The following is a 14,569-nucleotide window of genomic DNA, read 5'->3' on the forward strand; positions in this document are numbered from 1 at the left end:
AACCTCCATCCTCGCTGCGTGATCACCATATGTTCTCAAATGTCGGACAGATTCACCACTTTCGTGTCGTGACGCCTGGAAGGCGTTGACGTCACCGCAGAGCTGTTGAATGTCTTCCGGCAGGTAGTAGCGGCTAATCTTGCAGACGATGCAATCCAACCGGACGAACTGCCCAATCTCGTGTGCTGTAGAGAGGCGAGGTATCTTATTGTCGCGGTAGGGATGCGAGCGGCCTGCGTAGTATCCGGCAGGCATCAGTCTCGCTCGAAGCTCGGGCTCCAGCCCCTTGTCATGCCCCGGCTCATCGCGCCTTCCGCCAGTAAGAGTTGCTGGCGGAGGTGCTTGAGATCTTCCAGAAGTGTCGCAATCGTCGCAACCGCATCACCATCATGATAGGCTAGTGCGAGGTCAACATCTGACCGTTCTGGCAGGTCCATTGTCTCAACTGCAGACATGACTTCTCCTTTGCGCCAAGGCGCTTTCCTCTGCAAATAATAGGGGCAAGCCACTCTCTTGCGGCATTTGTTCCTATTATGTTCTCATTGTATTAGGAGTCAATGAGGGAGGGAGATGGCTCTTGTCCTTCATCTTGAAGCCTTCGCGTCAAACTAAGTTGACGCACGCTGACGCGCATTAACTCGCGTCAGCGCAAGCGCGTTAATCCGCGTCAGCGTGAGCCGTTCAATTCAGCTTCAATTGCATTCATCATCGCAACCAGTGCCTCCTGCCCGTCCGAAGTACCGATGTTCTGGGCGAGCGTCCAAAACCGTTGGCGAACTTCCTCTGTCACAGCAATGTTGAGCTTCGCTGTCTTGGTCGATCGGCGCAGGCTGCGCGCGTCGAACGTCTGGGTCTGGCTAGGCGCAGATACCGGTGCGGATGGCATAGGCGCATGGCGAGCCGTAAAGCCCGAACGTTCCGCCGCTTCGCGCACCTCGGCTCTATCAACCGCTGGGGGCTTCGGCCTTGGCTGAAAGTCTGGAAGGTCGAGATCCAGTCCTGCTCTTTCCTTGCTCATGCTACTGCTGCCTCTGCTTCCTTTAATGTATTGGTGACCGCCAGTGCTAGTTCCTTGGCATTGTCGATCGCTGATTTTGGATTGGACACGTCTTCGTCTGTAAGATCAAAGATGGTGCCGCCGATCTGGAACATTGCGCTGAAGGCAGCCTTTTCCTTCAATGCTGCTGGAAGAATTGGGATGCCCTTTTGCTCTAGCGTTGCACGGATGTGCTTGAGTTCCTTTGTCACAAGTGCGGTCGCCATGGAGAAGACCACACGGTACTCGATGCGCCTCCGGAAGGCCTTGCTTTCACGCTCGATCAGCGCAACCACCCTGCCCGCCTGGTCCGCATCAAGCTGCTTCCCCCGCATCGGAATAAGAACGAGATCGGCGCGGCTGATCGCATAGCTCGCAGTCAGGTTCGCAGATCCTTCGAGATCCACGATCACGAAAGGATGCTGAGCTGCGGCCGTGTCGATCGCGTCGACAATGGTCTCCTCGTTGATCCCGCCCTGAACGTGGAGGTTCTCTGGGACATTGCCGGAAAACCTCTTCGCCCAGGTAGCAAGTGGCTGGTTGGGGTCAGCGTCTATTAGGGTCGTAGCCTTACCAGCTGCGCTAAAGACCTGCGCCAGGACGAGAGCTGTCGTTGATTTTCCTACGCCACCCTTGGTGGAGCACAAGACGATAACAGGCATTGTGGCCGCTTCCTTTTCGGTTCGAACCGCCTTCGAAGTGAGTTCTCTATCACTTCTATACAGGTGAGAAGTTACCACATTCTAACTTCGAACTCAGTTTAAACCGAGCTCCAACTGAGTTCGAACCGATTAGGAACCGAAATGGAACCGGGTTCTTACTAAGAACCGAAAAAGAACCCATTCTGATGACCGTCAACCTCCGAGGCGGGGAGGGGACTTAAACGCTTTCCAGAGGAGGTTGCTGACGTGCCCGTTTTCTTCCTCAGCGGAGGCAATCGCCAGGCTGATCTCATATAGAGCAATCAAAACCTCCGAGCGTTCCCAGCCGGTCTCAACCGCCTCGTCGATGACCGCCTGAAAGGCAGGCTCTAATGCCATTTGGCAATCTACCTCTCGATCAGGATAATTGCCTGGCGCGCGCGGTGTATCCATCGTTGCTCCTCCTTGGTGACGGAAACCAACGCGGATGCCGCTGACTAGTTCAATCTGCTGGCGACATGCCGGGAGCGCCTCAGGCCGTAAGTCATTGAAAGCGGGAGGCGGATTCTATCATGCGGACCGTAAAGCTGGCATTCAGTCCGTTCGCCAGATTGACAAGAAAGCGGCCCCTTAACTCCGATAAGTAACCCTTATCGGCGGTGAGAACTGTCGTATTCATAAAAGGACCGAAGCGGGTTGATTCAGGCTGAGTGTGAAATAACCCTGTAAGCAGTTGCTCACCATCAAACGCGTCACCAGTAGAATCAAGTGATGTTTCAAGGTCTCCGCGCACTTTTTAGACGCTGACCGGTTTCCAATGCGCGCGCCCTCAAATGTCTGCCTCTGAGCGCCTCAGCCTGGTGAAGTACATCGCGGTCGAGGTCTGAAATCGCGTCGACAATTAATCCGTGCAGTTCCGCGCAACGCTGTCTGTACAGCGCGATCGCGTTATTGCTGCTGATTAGCTGCTTAACGTCATTCTCTGCCCCATACTGCGCATAAACTTGAAAATTATCGGTATCCATTTGCTCAACGTAAGTCCCGAAATTCTCGGACAAGGTCGCAAGCCATCTCACCTGCCATATCGCATCTTCCCTCAATTTATTAATCGAGGTAGCCTCGCTACCTAGAAATTCTCCTATTGTACCAGCGATGTTAGTTAGGTCGACAGAACGGTGAAAATCAGCCTTTTCTTTGAGCTTGCGAACAGCAATGACATCAATTCTGTTGCCCAAGCTGCTTGCTAGTTGAACTAGATCGCGACTAACTTCTAATGCGACTTCAATATTTTCGAGCTCACGCCGAGTATCTGCTCGCAGTTGGACTAGACTACCACGGACTGCCGCGTCGGATTGGCGATTGGCTTCATATACCTGCAGTGCGGCATAGACTATAGCGACTACCGTGAAAAGAGCTGCTACGGGATTAATCCATTCACGAATACAAGCGATATTATCTGGGTCGTCTGCGCTACAAATCAACTGAGACCAGTTTAGCCCTGACACAACAAAAAAGAACAAAATACTTAAAAGGCAGATCGCAGCGCCAATAATAGCATATATCAACGGCCGCATGTCGCCTCCAACCATACTTAGACTCTGCGTCTCTAAAATCTGTAATTAAGGTGCAGAATGCACGTTATAGCAGACACAGTGATCCTGTTCTACAATGCATAAGCGGGGTCAGAGGCGCGCACCATGCAGAGAATTTTGTGATCGGTAGATCTTGGCGGATTGCTGTGCCGGTGCTCCCGAAACTTCTCGGCCCAATGGCAATAAGGTTCTTGGACAGATGCCAGAAGTGACTTCGCTCGCAGTTCGAAGCGTTGCCGACTGGCTACAGAAAAAATTGGCTAGATCCATATCGGGAGGCATGGGGAACTCTTGCTTCGCAAACGAAGTGAACTTCGCAAAGCGTGAGGTAATTTTCACAAAGCCACGCCAACAAAGGTCCCTTTTCTCGTATCTGCATTTTTTGAACGCCAACTGATCGCTTATTCAGAAGACAGCGGTCTGTCTGTTCGGTCAGACAATCTCCAGCGCTTTCAAAATCGGTAATTGTTGGGAGGCAAATTCGTGCGCCTGTCTCAGGAGCTCTGCGCGATTCTCATCCTCGGTTTCCAGGGTCTGACCATCTTTGACAATACGTTGCCCTTGGATACTCAAGGTCTCAATCACGAAAGCTACCCATTCCTGTGGTGTCTTTCGTCCTGCCTTCAGTGCCAAAGCAAAAAGCTGCGGGAACCGCCCAACTTGAATACCGCCGCCGGTAACCGGCGAAGCAAGGTACGCAATCTCATCTCTGCTACGAGCGCGCTCCATCAGATGCAGGTTTAATCGGTCAGCTTTCTTTTTTGACTTTGAGATTGCTGATTGGTCCAACGACGGCGCAACGGCTCCCATTCCCATTAGAATCAATACGGCTTGAACAATTTGGTTGAACATCACCTTGCCTTGCAAGGCTGCCTCAATGTCTCCAAGGGTACGGACCTTATAGTCTGACATGATATCAAGTATAGGAGTATAAACGGCTTCAGATAGGCTTGCGCTACCTAATGCACCGGTAATAGACATAGGGACACTGGAACGGCGCACAATGAGCAAGAAGCGTTGTTGTCTAAGGGTTTCAGACCGTTCTAACGGCGTGAGGCGACGCGCACCTTTGACCCAGAGATCGCGCCGGAACTGCTGGTTCATGCAGTAATCGCGCACGGTTTCCCGCAGGATCGGGTCCGGAATGTCTTTCAGCAGTGCCTGCTGTTCGGGCGTAAGGTTGATGGCATCTACACTGTCCGGCAGATGGGCGGAGGCAGCAAAACTCACCTTTGCGGAGCCAAGCCAGCGGGCCATGTCTGCCACATACATGGGGTGCCAGTCGCGATTAAAATATTCATGCGCTAGGTAGGAGCGGTTCTGCTTCTTTATGCCCTCGAAGCGCTCCTTCATACCCGGATTGGCTTTGAGATAGTTTGGATTTGTCGAAAGAATCTTGTCGACAAAGTCCAACGCGCCCTCAACCCGTGCGGTGCTGCCGCCAGCAGGCGAAATGAGGTTGGCGCCAATTTCCGTCATCAGATGGCGCAAGGGGGCCGCCGCTGCCCAGCCGGGCTGAGTGTTGTAGCTGATGTAGAGAATACCGCCGACCTTCAGCTTGCGACGCACGAAATCCACGATCACGGCGCGGTTTTCATCGGAAATCCAGCTCCAGATCCCGTGAAGACCGATGAAATCGAATTCTGGCAGTTCCTCCCGCCCGCAAAACTCGGCAAAGGCCTGATCGGACAAATCTGCATCCGCACCGGAGGCACGCGCAAGCCCCTGCGCATGCAAAGCCTGAGTGGGGTTGAAATCCGTTCCGGCCCAACGAACCTCCGTGGCCGCCGCATGCAAGGCAATGCTGACCCCCTGGCCAAAACCCAGCTCGCAGGCATTCATGATGTCCGGCGCAGCATAACCCGCCTGGATGAGAGCAAGCCGAGCCCGATGGGGGTTGAGCTCTTGGTAATAGCCGTGCGTGTAGGTCACGTCAGTGACGTAGCCGCTGTTCCACTCCCCGCTCATGGACGACCTCCACTAGTACCGCAATTCTGCCGATGAAGCATGCTCAAAAAAAAAGGAGGGGCAAGCCCCTCCTTCCATTCCAAAAGACCGAACCTTACGCCCCGAAGGTGAAATCGGAAGCATGAAGCGCACCAGTAGCACCAGTAACGCTGATGATCGTATCAGACGCTTGAATGGTGTTTGTGTCATCATTCAAGATAACGTAGCGGCCAGCAAGTGCTCCGGCAGAGACAGTAACATCATAAACCTGAGCGGTAGTCGCATTGGAAGCTACGCCAGCACTTGCTGCCTGAACAGCAGCTGTCAGAGCCGTGAAGTCTGCAGCAGTTGCTACGGTTACTGCAGTGACATTAGCAACCGTGTTAGTCGTGAACTGCAAGGCAGCACCGAAAGCGTTAGCACCAACACCGAACTGGATTGTATCGCCAGCCTGAGCACCGTTACCGACGAAGTCAGTGATCTTATCGATGTTGCTCGTTGTGGTGTTACCAGCAGCAAACCCACTCTGAGTGACAGCAAGCGTAGCGAACTTGAATGTATCGTTACCTGCACCACCCGTCAACGTGTCAGCACCTGCGCCACCCGTAATGGTGTCAGCGCCAGTACCACCCTTGATGACATCACCAAAATTCGAACCGGTTACAACCAGCTTTCCAGTAAACGCTGAAGCATCGACAGCAGATCCAACCGATGTACCGTTTGCAAGCGTAAACGTCAGGTCAGCTGCACCCTTGACAACGATGTTGGAGTTATCACCATTCACGAGCGAAGTGATCGTGTTGGTGTTGGCTGCAGTGCCGTTGTTCGCTGACGTCAGGTTGATGTTGGATGCACCAGTCAACGTCAAAGTGCCGACAGTGTGGTTTGCACCAGTCGTGTCGGAGTTCGTCAGAGTAATGTCAGCTGTAGTCTGACCAACAGCATTACCAACGTTTACCGCAGTAACGTTAGCCGATGTGTTGACTGCGTACGTGGTCGTGTTCGATGAGTTCTGGAACGTAGTAGTACCAGTGTTTTCGACAGCAAACTTCGTCAGAGCGGTGACCTGTGCAACGTCAACGGTTGCGCCCGTCGTGCCAAGTGCGAGAACTTCAAAGTTCTTGGCAGCGTTGATAGCCGTGTACACTGGCGCAGTGTCGTTTATCTGGAGGGTGTCAGTGCCTGCACCACCGTCAAGTACATCGCCAGACGTACCACCTGTCAAGAATGCCTGCTTGAAGATGATCTTGTCGTTGCCAGCACCACCGGTGAAGGTCAGCTGATTGTCAGTACCCAGACCAGACTGATCAATCGTTACGTTGCCAGTGGCAGCGGATGCGTTGATCGTCTTAAGTGATCCGATGCTTTCTGCGATGGACAGATTCTTATCGCCAGAAAGAGTCAGAGATGCCAAGGACGCGCCAGTGTTGGTCAATGCGATAGTGCTATTAGCGCCAGTCGCATTGATCTTCAGAGCCGAAGTCGCAGCTCCTGCAACGTTAACAGTAACGTCGGTAGAAACGCCGTTAACCGTCAAATCGGCAGTGCCGTTCAGGTTAACAGTAGAAGTTGCGTTGCCAGCAACACCTACAATTTTGGTCAGACCAACTGCCTGCGTAGCAGAAGTCTTAATTGTATACGCGTCACCGTCTGCCATTGCAGCAGGGCTATCCACGGAAACAGTCGTCAGAGTGGAATTTGTGCTGACGTCGAGGGTATTTCCGTTGGTCAGCTTGCCGCCAGAGTATGCGAGAACTTCAATGCTGTTGAGGGTCGGAAGCGTTGCAGCTTCAATAGAAGTTGCGGCAGGAACGAAGTATTTGAACGTGTCAATACCAGCACCACCGTTGATGCTGTCGCCAGCCGTAACAGTAGCATTTGCACCGGTGTTATCACCGACGAACGTGTCGTTTGCAGACGTACCGGTGAGAGAGTCAACGTTCTGTGTGAGCGCAACTGTGGAACCGGGTGCGGTCGTGACAGTGCTGACCATGCTAGCAACTGCAGAATCAACCGCAGCCTGTGTCGGAACAGTTGTTGTAACGCCCGAAATAAATGCGCGACCAGCGTCAGCTGCGCCAGTGCCCGAATACGCAACAACTTCAGCGCCTGTGTCGAGCGAAGCTGTGTACAGGTTAGCAGCAGCAATCTTGTTGTTAACGATTGCCAGGTCAGAACCCGTTGCACCGTCCAGGATGTTGATGGCGATCGTGTTGATCGTCTGACGGCCAGTTGCGAGCTGGTTTGCGAAGAAATTCAGGCCGGTGATGTCTGCATCACGACCGAACAACGACTGGTAGATCGAGTTGATGATCTGCAGGTTGTTCTGGCCGGTGAAGCGCGCCTGGTACTCAGCCGTACCGGAAAGGTTGCCGATCGCGCTGAGGTTAGCGCCGTTGTTCGTAACGGAGTTGAAATATGCGAGACCTGTCGGGTCAGCCGGACGGCCGAACAGCGCGACATATACGCCCTGGATGGTAGCCATTGTAGAATTCCTCTCGAGATTGGAACGACCAATGTTTCGGTCGGTGACGATAGCTATACAGTGTTTCGCTTTAGGTCAAGCGGGCACTGTATAGAAATTGGGACATTTTCAAATATGACGCGATGAGGAATGGATGTGCGCAACTTTGGAAGGCAGCAAAAACGCTGCTTTGCCTCAATTAAGAAGACCGAACCTAAAGATTGGGAAAAAGTTCCAGCCGAACAGAACATATAGCGCTTTACATCAGTACACTAATCGCTTTATAGAGTTGGTCCAGCCTCAATGCCCATGAATAGCGAATCGCGCAAGTGCGTAATAGGAGCCACACAATGACCTCGCTCAGCATTTCACCGAAGAGCCGTGATGACCTCGGCGCTCTCCGTCGTGAGTGCGGTCAGTGGCTTAAAGACAAGCGCGAAGCCGCAGGCCTTTCTCAGCGCGAGATTGCGGCCAAAGTAGGAATCGAATATTACACCTTTATTTCACAGATTGAAGCTGGACGCGGTCGCGTTCCGCCTGAGCGCTATGAAGCCTATGCACTGGGCTTGGGCGTAGATCCGCGTGAATTCACAAAGACGATGCTGCGCTATAATGAGCCGATCGTTTTCGATCTGCTCTTCAAGGGTGAACCTGCGCCTGTCCAGCCAGTCACAAAGGAAAGCTCGATCTCCGAGCTTGAGAAGCGCTTGGCACTTCTCGAATCTCGTTTGATGCAGGACTAAGTTGAGCAAGGCCCCTCCATCCATTGATTGGATGTCGGAGCTGACCGAGGCTGTCAGAAACGGCCTTAGCGTAGGCGAGCTAAGCAAAAAGCTTGGCGTTCAGACCTCCGCTGTCCACAAACATGAACATCGGACCGGAATCCGTCTTAAGCGGATCCGCAAGGCAGTGCCGCATAAAGGTAATGCCTCCGGGATAGATTGGCCGAAGGTGCTCCAGGAAGCTAAAGCTTCTGAAATGAGTACGACAGCGCTGGCCTGGTCGCTCGGTGTCACACTTGCAGCCGTACTGAGCGCCGAAGACCGGACTGGCATTTATCTCAAACGGCGGCACCCCAATAGAAAGCGTATCGGCGGCTTCAAAGAGCCAATCGCGGACTCTTAAATAGCTTTCATCTGCGGAGAGATCGATGGATCGTCGCAAACGCGACCTCGTGGAATGCAACCAGATCATCAAGCGGCTTCGTGACAACGACCTTAGTTATTTTCAGATAGGCCGCAAGATTGGGATCAGCAGCAGCCAAGTTGGCCCAGTCGGCCCGAAGCTGCGATTTTGGCCAACTCGAAGAACGTTGTGGGAACATAGCTTGCGGGATTGACCCGCGACGCGCCTGTTCGTGACATTGCGCTCCAAGTTGAGGAGCGTTTTAATGAGTAAGGGTATTTCGAGTTCGGATTTTGTCAGCCAGTGGAGCCTGAGCTTCGCCGATATTGATTTCATCAATTCTAAACCGGTCGCGATGAGGCTCGGCTTGGCTTCGCAGTTGAAGTTTTTCAGCGCACGCGGTTTTTTCGCTGACGATGGCGCATTGATCCCAAACGATGCTGTCGAATACCTGGCTGAGCAGATCGGCGTCCGAGCCGTCGAGCTGTCCAGCTATGATTTCGGCGGGAGAACAGCACGTCGGCATTGCGCAGAGATTTTGCAGTATCTCGGCTTTGGCCGCATGACGCGACGAGACCGCGAAGCGCTTTCTTACTGGATTATCGGCGAGCTTTGCCCGTCCGGACAATCCGTCAGCGCCATGCTTGAGGCGGTGTTCCTCTGGTGCCGGGATCGCAATATCTATGGTCCGTCTGCCAAGGAGCTTGAACGGCTCGTTCGTTCGCAACGGCAACAATATCTCGACGGCTGGCTTCGTGGGGTGAACGCCGCGCTTCCGCCTGAGACTGTAATGGCGATGGAAAGCTCACTGGCTGACGCGGAAGGGCCGACGGGCTTCAATGCGATGAAGGCCGATGCGGGGCGAGCAACCTTGGACAACATTCTCGAGGTGACCGCCCGGCTTGCGTTCATCCGGAGCCTGAAACTCCCACGGAATATGCTTTCAGCGATGAACCCGGCCTGGATCGAGCATGTTGCCCGCCGGGTTTCCGGCGAAAAGGCATCGGATATGCGCCGTCATACAGAGACACGCCAACTCGCGCTTTATGCGGTGTATCTGATGGCGCGGGAAACGGCGATGACCGATGCAATGGTCGAACTGCTTGTAGAAACGGTTCATAAGATCGGAACCCGGTCGAAACGGAAGGTGGTTGGCGACATCGCTAAGGATGTCGAACGGATCTATGGCAAGGAGCGGCTTCTTGTCGATATTGCCACCGCATCGATTGACGATCCGGACGGCCGCATCTGCGATGTCATCTTTCCGGTTGTGGGTAAGGAAAAGCTGGCGGCGATCATCAAGGAAAGCAGTGCCAAGGGTGCACTCGACCGCCGCATTTATGCAGTCATGCGCAATTCATGGGCCAATCATTATCGCCGGATGCTACCAAGCCTGCTTTCCGTGCTGGAGTTTCGGTCGAACAATGCGGTTTGGCGACCGGTTTTGTCCGCGCTGGACTGGATCAGGGCGAAGCTGGATGATGGGTGCCGGTTCGTGCCGCAGAAAGATGTGCCGATAGACGGAGTGATCCCGGCAAAGTGGCGCAGTTCGGTCATCGATGGAAATGGTCGCATCAACCGGATCAGCTATGAACTCTGCGTCCTGACCCAACTGCGGGAATGCATCCGCTCAAAGGAAATCTGGGTTGTCGGCGCTGACCGTTACCGCAATCCCGATGATGATCTGCCGAAGGATTTTGCGGCCCGACGCTCTTCTTATTATTCCAAGCTGAACCTGACGCAGAATGCTCGCGAATTTGTGGCAATGGTTCGCCAGGAGCTGGAACACGAGTTGCTGCTTCTAAACGAAACAATCCCGCGAAACGAGAAGGTGAGAATCCTCTGGCGCGGCGAAAACCGGCTATCGATCACGCCGTTCAAGCCAGCGCCGGAACCGAAAGGGCTGGCAGCCATCAAATCGGAGATTGGTCAGCGCTGGCCGATGACGGGCCTCCTCGATGTCCTGAAGGAAGCAGCCCTCGACACCGGATTTCTTGACGCATTCGAGACCTCGGCCTCCCGTGTCGCCCTGCCAAAGCCTGTTCTGGATCAACGACTGCTTCTTTGCCTCTATGGCCTCGGCACCAATGCCGGGCTGAAGCGGGTGGCCGGTGCCACCACCGATGCCAGCTATGAGGAGCTTTTGCATGTGCATCGCCGCTTCGTCCACGCGGGTGGTTTGCGGGAAGCCTGCGCTCGGGTCGCCAATGCCACGCTTGCAATTCGCAACGCAGCAGTCTGGGGTGACGCCGGGACGGCCTGCGCATCGGATTCCACGAAGTTCGGGACCTGGGATCGCAACCTGATGACGGAATGGCATGCCCGCTATGGCGGGCGTGGCGTCATGATCTACTGGCATGTCGAAAAGCGGGCCACGTGCGTCTATTCGCAGCTCAAGCGGTGCTCGTCGTCGGAAGTTGCATCGATGATCGAAGGTGTTCTTCGCCATTGCACCGATCTGGAAATCCAACGGCAATATGTCGATAGCCACGGCCAGAGCGCCGTTGGTTTTGCCTTCTGCCGCTTGCTCGGCTTTGAACTCGCCCCACGCCTGAAGGCGATTGCCCGGCAGAAGCTGGCATCGCCGGATGCGAGCTTCCGGGCAAGACTGCCGAACCTGCTTCCGATCCTTTCCAACCCGATCAACTGGGAGGAGATCGAGCAGCAATATGATGAAATGGTCAAGTATGCAGCTGCCATGCAGACGCGCACGGCCGATCCGGAGGCGATCCTGCGCCGCTTCGCGAGGGCGGAAGTGATGCATCCGACTTACAAGGCGCTCAGCGAGCTCGGCCGCACGGTCAAGACGATCTTCCTATGCCGCTACCTGCGGCAGGAGGCCTTCCGCCGAGAAATCCATGAAGGCCTCAACGTCGTTGAAAACTGGAATAGCGCCAACGGTTTTGTGTTCTTCGGCAAGGGTGGTGAAATGGCGACCAATCGCATTGACGAGCAGGAGGTTTCGGCATTGGCGCTACACCTTCTTCAGGCTTCGCTCGTCTATGTGAACACGCGCATGCTGCAAACGGTGCTCTCCGAACCAGTCTGGCAAGGCCGCATGACACCGGAAGATCATCGCGGCCTCACGCCACTGATCTACGCTCACGTCAACCCCTACGGCCGGTTTGACCTGGATCTGGACAGCCGGATAGATTTCAGCAAAATTGCAGCGTGAGCAACGGCGCGAAAATGCGCGATGCAAAACTCAGGCGCAAAATTCCAACTTTTGTTGGGACTTTTGCGGCATCTCTCCTAGATCGTCACCCTACGGTGTAATGACACCTTGACACTTTCGAGCATCCACGACGATGTGAAATGGCAACGGCGACGAAGCTATCCGTCATTCTCCCTACATGTACATGCTTTATCCTGAACGACATAGATGACCGCGAGGATCGTTGCCCTTGTCGAAACATCGTCGATCTCGCTGAAATCACGGATTTTGCAATGAATTTTGCTGGTTGGTCCAAGGGCCGATTGATTGTGTGCCTTGCAATAACTCAGTTGATCGGTTGGGGTGCCACATTCGATACAATCTCCGTGCTTGCTAATCCGATCTCCACCGACTTCGGAATTGATCGCGAACTTCTATATTTCGGCCCCACACTTTTTCTGATCGTCACGGCACTTGCGGGTCCGGCAGTCGGACGCCTTGTGAAACGCATCGGCGCGCGCCCGGTGCTCACGCTTGGAAACTTGGTCATGGCTGTCGGCTTGGTGGCGATGGCGCTTGCCGCAAACTGGTATGCCTACGTGTTGGGATGGGGCATTCTCGGTCTCGGCGGAAGCCTTGGGCTAGGCTCTCCGGCTTTTGCGGCGGTGGTGGAACGCGACTCTTCCAATCCGAAGCAGACAATTGGGGTCGTTCTGATATTTGCCGGCCTTTCGACGGCGGCCTCATGGCCTCTTTTCACGTTTCTCCAAGGCCAGATCGGCTGGCGAGCCAGTTTGCTTGCTGCGGCGCTGGTAGTCGCTGCAATTGCCGCTCCCCTGGTGTGGTTCGGGCTGACCTCGACGAAAGCCTCGAATGCAGACGTATCGAGGACGGATACACCCCCGGTGAATTTAATCGGAAGGGAGCGGGCGGTCGTTTTCGTTCTGCTGGCGACAGCCTCCACACTTTTCAGTGTCGTCAGTTTCGGCATGTCGCCGTCACTCATCGACATCATCGGTGCTTCCGGCGCGACGTCCGCAATGGCACTCGGTCTTGCGTCGTTTCGCTCCGTCTTAGGCATCGGGGCGCGGATTGCTGATGTCACTTTGGGTCGGCGCGGCGATGCGCTCCTTACCTCGCTCGTGGCCGTGCTGTCTATTCTGACTGGCGTCATGATTTTGGGTGTGCTATCGCCGCACCCGGCGGCGTCAGTCCTTTTCGTGATCTTCTATGGCATCGGATCAGGAATAGCGACGTTGGCGCGCGCGGTTCTTCCTCTCAATTTCTTTTCCGCAAGCGAATTTGCGGTCATGGCAGGAAAGATACAGCTTCCCCAGAATATCGGGACCGCATTCGCGCCGTTGATTTTCAACGCAATACTTACCAATTTTGGCTTCCAGTCCCTAGTTGCATTTACATCGGCCCTTCTCATATTGCTGCTTTGTGCGGTATTGATGCTGTACCATTTCCAGAGACGGTCTTTTGCGCGCGCGGCTGCGACTGTTTAAGCAGGAAGCAGGCAGGGATTGGCCCTCGCCGGATGACCCTCTGGCTTTTGCGCGCGCGGCAATGCAGGAGTTTCGCGATAGGCAGCCCCGCGCAACTCGTGTCCAGGGAGAGACGACTGACCGCCTCGCAAGCGCTCGCCCAACTCCGCCTCCCGCCCCGGTAATCAGCATCGTCTTCTTCATACCAAAGGCCCCTATCCGTGTCGCAAATGTCGGTCGTAAAAGTCCGCATAAAGAAGGTGATTTTTTGCGACGTCATTTTGCCCAATAATATAACACTTTTAGGTACACCCTTAAGGGACAATCAAATATGACGCGCATCGACTGTAACAAAAGGGTGGATTTTCGATAAAAGTGACGTTACACAATCGAAACCACCCTAATGTGACAGAATTGCCATGGCTCGCATCGGATACGCCCGCGTCAGCACCACAGATCAGGACCTGGATATTCAAACCGAGCGGCTGAAGGCTGCCGGTTGCGAAATCATCCGCTCAGAAACCGGATCAGGAGCGTCCCGAAAGGGCCGCTCCGAGCTGGAAACCATCATGCAGTTTCTGCATACGGGCGACGAGCTGGTGGTTTTGCGGCTCGATCGGCTCGGTCGCTCTACCCGCGACGTTCTAAATCTCGTTCACGAGCTTGACGAAAAGGGGGCGTCGCTCCGCGTCCTCGAACCTGAAGTGACGACGGCCGGGAGCATGGGCATAATGGTCATAACGATCCTCGGCATGGTCGCCGACATGGAACTGAAGTTCATCAAGGACAGGCAACGAGCGGGCATCGACGCGGCAAAAGCTGACGGTGTCTACAAGGGGCGCAAGAAGAACGTCGATGACGCCGAAATTCTCAGCCGGATCGCTGCTGGCGCAACCAAAGCCGCCGTTGCCCGCGAACTGAATGTTTCCAGGATGACCGTCTACCGCGCTCTGGAAGCCGAAAACAGGCAGTCAGATTCTATCTGATCATCCGTTCACCGTACGTTCTTCGAGTTGGCCGAAATCGCAGCTTCGGGCCGACTGGGCCAACATCGAGCGGATCAAGGCAAATTGGAACGATATCCTCCGCCTCGTCACGACGATCCGTTCCGGCCAGGTCCGGC

General features: G+C 54.5%; 12 protein-coding genes. 5 read left to right on the forward strand and 7 right to left on the reverse strand.

Annotated elements, in window-relative coordinates:
- Positions 1-254: 254 nt before the first annotated feature.
- From MUU53_RS21880 to MUU53_RS21910, 7 genes are all read right to left on the reverse strand, one after another.
- Positions 255-455, reverse strand: a complete 201-nt coding sequence (locus MUU53_RS21880) for a hypothetical protein (RefSeq protein WP_247262743.1) — start codon at positions 453-455, stop codon at positions 255-257.
- A 212-nt stretch (positions 456-667) separates the two neighbouring features.
- A complete protein-coding gene (locus MUU53_RS21885; protein ID WP_247262744.1) occupies positions 668-1,018 on the reverse strand; it encodes a hypothetical protein in 351 nt (116 codons plus the stop codon).
- Complete coding sequence (locus MUU53_RS21890; protein ID WP_247262745.1) at positions 1,015-1,698, reverse strand: ParA family protein; 684 nt, start codon at positions 1,696-1,698, stop codon at positions 1,015-1,017. Before MUU53_RS21890 ends, MUU53_RS21885 begins: the two co-directional genes overlap by 4 nt.
- A 192-nt stretch (positions 1,699-1,890) precedes the next feature.
- Positions 1,891-2,130 (reverse strand): hypothetical protein, encoded by a 240-nt coding sequence (locus MUU53_RS21895; RefSeq protein WP_247262746.1) that lies wholly within the window; start codon positions 2,128-2,130, stop codon positions 1,891-1,893.
- Between the two features lie 323 nt (positions 2,131-2,453).
- Positions 2,454-3,266: a hypothetical protein gene (locus MUU53_RS21900; RefSeq protein ID WP_247262747.1), complete on the reverse strand. Its 813-nt coding sequence runs from the start codon at positions 3,264-3,266 to the stop codon at positions 2,454-2,456.
- A gap of 435 nt (positions 3,267-3,701) precedes the next feature.
- Positions 3,702-5,237, reverse strand: coding sequence for a class I SAM-dependent methyltransferase (locus MUU53_RS21905; RefSeq protein ID WP_247262748.1), 1,536 nt, complete (start codon positions 5,235-5,237; stop codon positions 3,702-3,704).
- 94 nt (positions 5,238-5,331) lie between these two features.
- Complete coding sequence (locus tag MUU53_RS21910) at positions 5,332-7,701, reverse strand: DUF4214 domain-containing protein (protein WP_247262749.1); 2,370 nt, start codon at positions 7,699-7,701, stop codon at positions 5,332-5,334.
- A gap of 329 nt (positions 7,702-8,030) precedes the next feature.
- Between MUU53_RS21910 and MUU53_RS21915 the strand changes: the two genes are divergently transcribed.
- From MUU53_RS21915 to MUU53_RS21935, 5 genes are all read left to right on the forward strand, one after another.
- Positions 8,031-8,423, forward strand: a complete 393-nt coding sequence (locus tag MUU53_RS21915) for a helix-turn-helix domain-containing protein (RefSeq protein ID WP_343229131.1) — start codon at positions 8,031-8,033, stop codon at positions 8,421-8,423.
- 1 nt (position 8,424) lies between these two features.
- Positions 8,425-8,805, forward strand: coding sequence for a hypothetical protein (locus tag MUU53_RS21920; RefSeq protein ID WP_247262750.1), 381 nt, complete (start codon positions 8,425-8,427; stop codon positions 8,803-8,805).
- Between the two features lie 265 nt (positions 8,806-9,070).
- Positions 9,071-11,980 carry a Tn3 family transposase gene (locus tag MUU53_RS21925; RefSeq protein WP_247262751.1) on the forward strand — a complete coding sequence of 970 codons (2,910 nt, stop codon included), beginning with the start codon at positions 9,071-9,073 and terminating at the stop codon, positions 11,978-11,980.
- Between the two features lie 272 nt (positions 11,981-12,252).
- Positions 12,253-13,467, forward strand: coding sequence for an MFS transporter (locus MUU53_RS21930; RefSeq protein ID WP_247262752.1), 1,215 nt, complete (start codon positions 12,253-12,255; stop codon positions 13,465-13,467).
- Positions 13,468-13,865: 398 nt separating this feature from the next.
- Complete coding sequence (locus tag MUU53_RS21935; protein WP_247262753.1) at positions 13,866-14,432, forward strand: recombinase family protein; 567 nt, start codon at positions 13,866-13,868, stop codon at positions 14,430-14,432.
- The last annotated feature ends 137 nt before the right edge of the window (positions 14,433-14,569 follow it).

The organism is Affinirhizobium lemnae, assembly GCF_022968395.1.
Classification (GTDB): domain Bacteria; phylum Pseudomonadota; class Alphaproteobacteria; order Rhizobiales; family Rhizobiaceae; genus Neorhizobium; species Neorhizobium lemnae.

Excerpts from the sequence above, each read along its gene's own strand:
- MUU53_RS21880 (WP_247262743.1), bottom strand. The coding sequence starts at position 455 with ATGTCTGCAGTTGAGACAATGGACCTGCCAGAACGGTCAGATGTTGAC.
- MUU53_RS21885 (WP_247262744.1), bottom strand. The coding sequence starts at position 1,018 with ATGAGCAAGGAAAGAGCAGGACTGGATCTCGACCTTCCAGACTTTCAG.
- MUU53_RS21890 (WP_247262745.1), bottom strand. The coding sequence starts at position 1,698 with ATGCCTGTTATCGTCTTGTGCTCCACCAAGGGTGGCGTAGGAAAATCA.
- MUU53_RS21895 (WP_247262746.1), bottom strand. The coding sequence starts at position 2,130 with ATGGATACACCGCGCGCGCCAGGCAATTATCCTGATCGAGAGGTAGAT.
- MUU53_RS21900 (WP_247262747.1), bottom strand. The coding sequence starts at position 3,266 with ATGGTTGGAGGCGACATGCGGCCGTTGATATATGCTATTATTGGCGCT.
- MUU53_RS21905 (WP_247262748.1), bottom strand. The coding sequence starts at position 5,237 with ATGAGCGGGGAGTGGAACAGCGGCTACGTCACTGACGTGACCTACACG.
- MUU53_RS21910 (WP_247262749.1), bottom strand. The coding sequence starts at position 7,701 with ATGGCTACCATCCAGGGCGTATATGTCGCGCTGTTCGGCCGTCCGGCT.
- MUU53_RS21915 (WP_343229131.1), top strand. The coding sequence starts at position 8,031 with ATGACCTCGCTCAGCATTTCACCGAAGAGCCGTGATGACCTCGGCGCT.
- MUU53_RS21925 (WP_247262751.1), top strand. The coding sequence starts at position 9,071 with ATGAGTAAGGGTATTTCGAGTTCGGATTTTGTCAGCCAGTGGAGCCTG.
- MUU53_RS21930 (WP_247262752.1), top strand. The coding sequence starts at position 12,253 with ATGAATTTTGCTGGTTGGTCCAAGGGCCGATTGATTGTGTGCCTTGCA.
- MUU53_RS21935 (WP_247262753.1), top strand. The coding sequence starts at position 13,866 with ATGGCTCGCATCGGATACGCCCGCGTCAGCACCACAGATCAGGACCTG.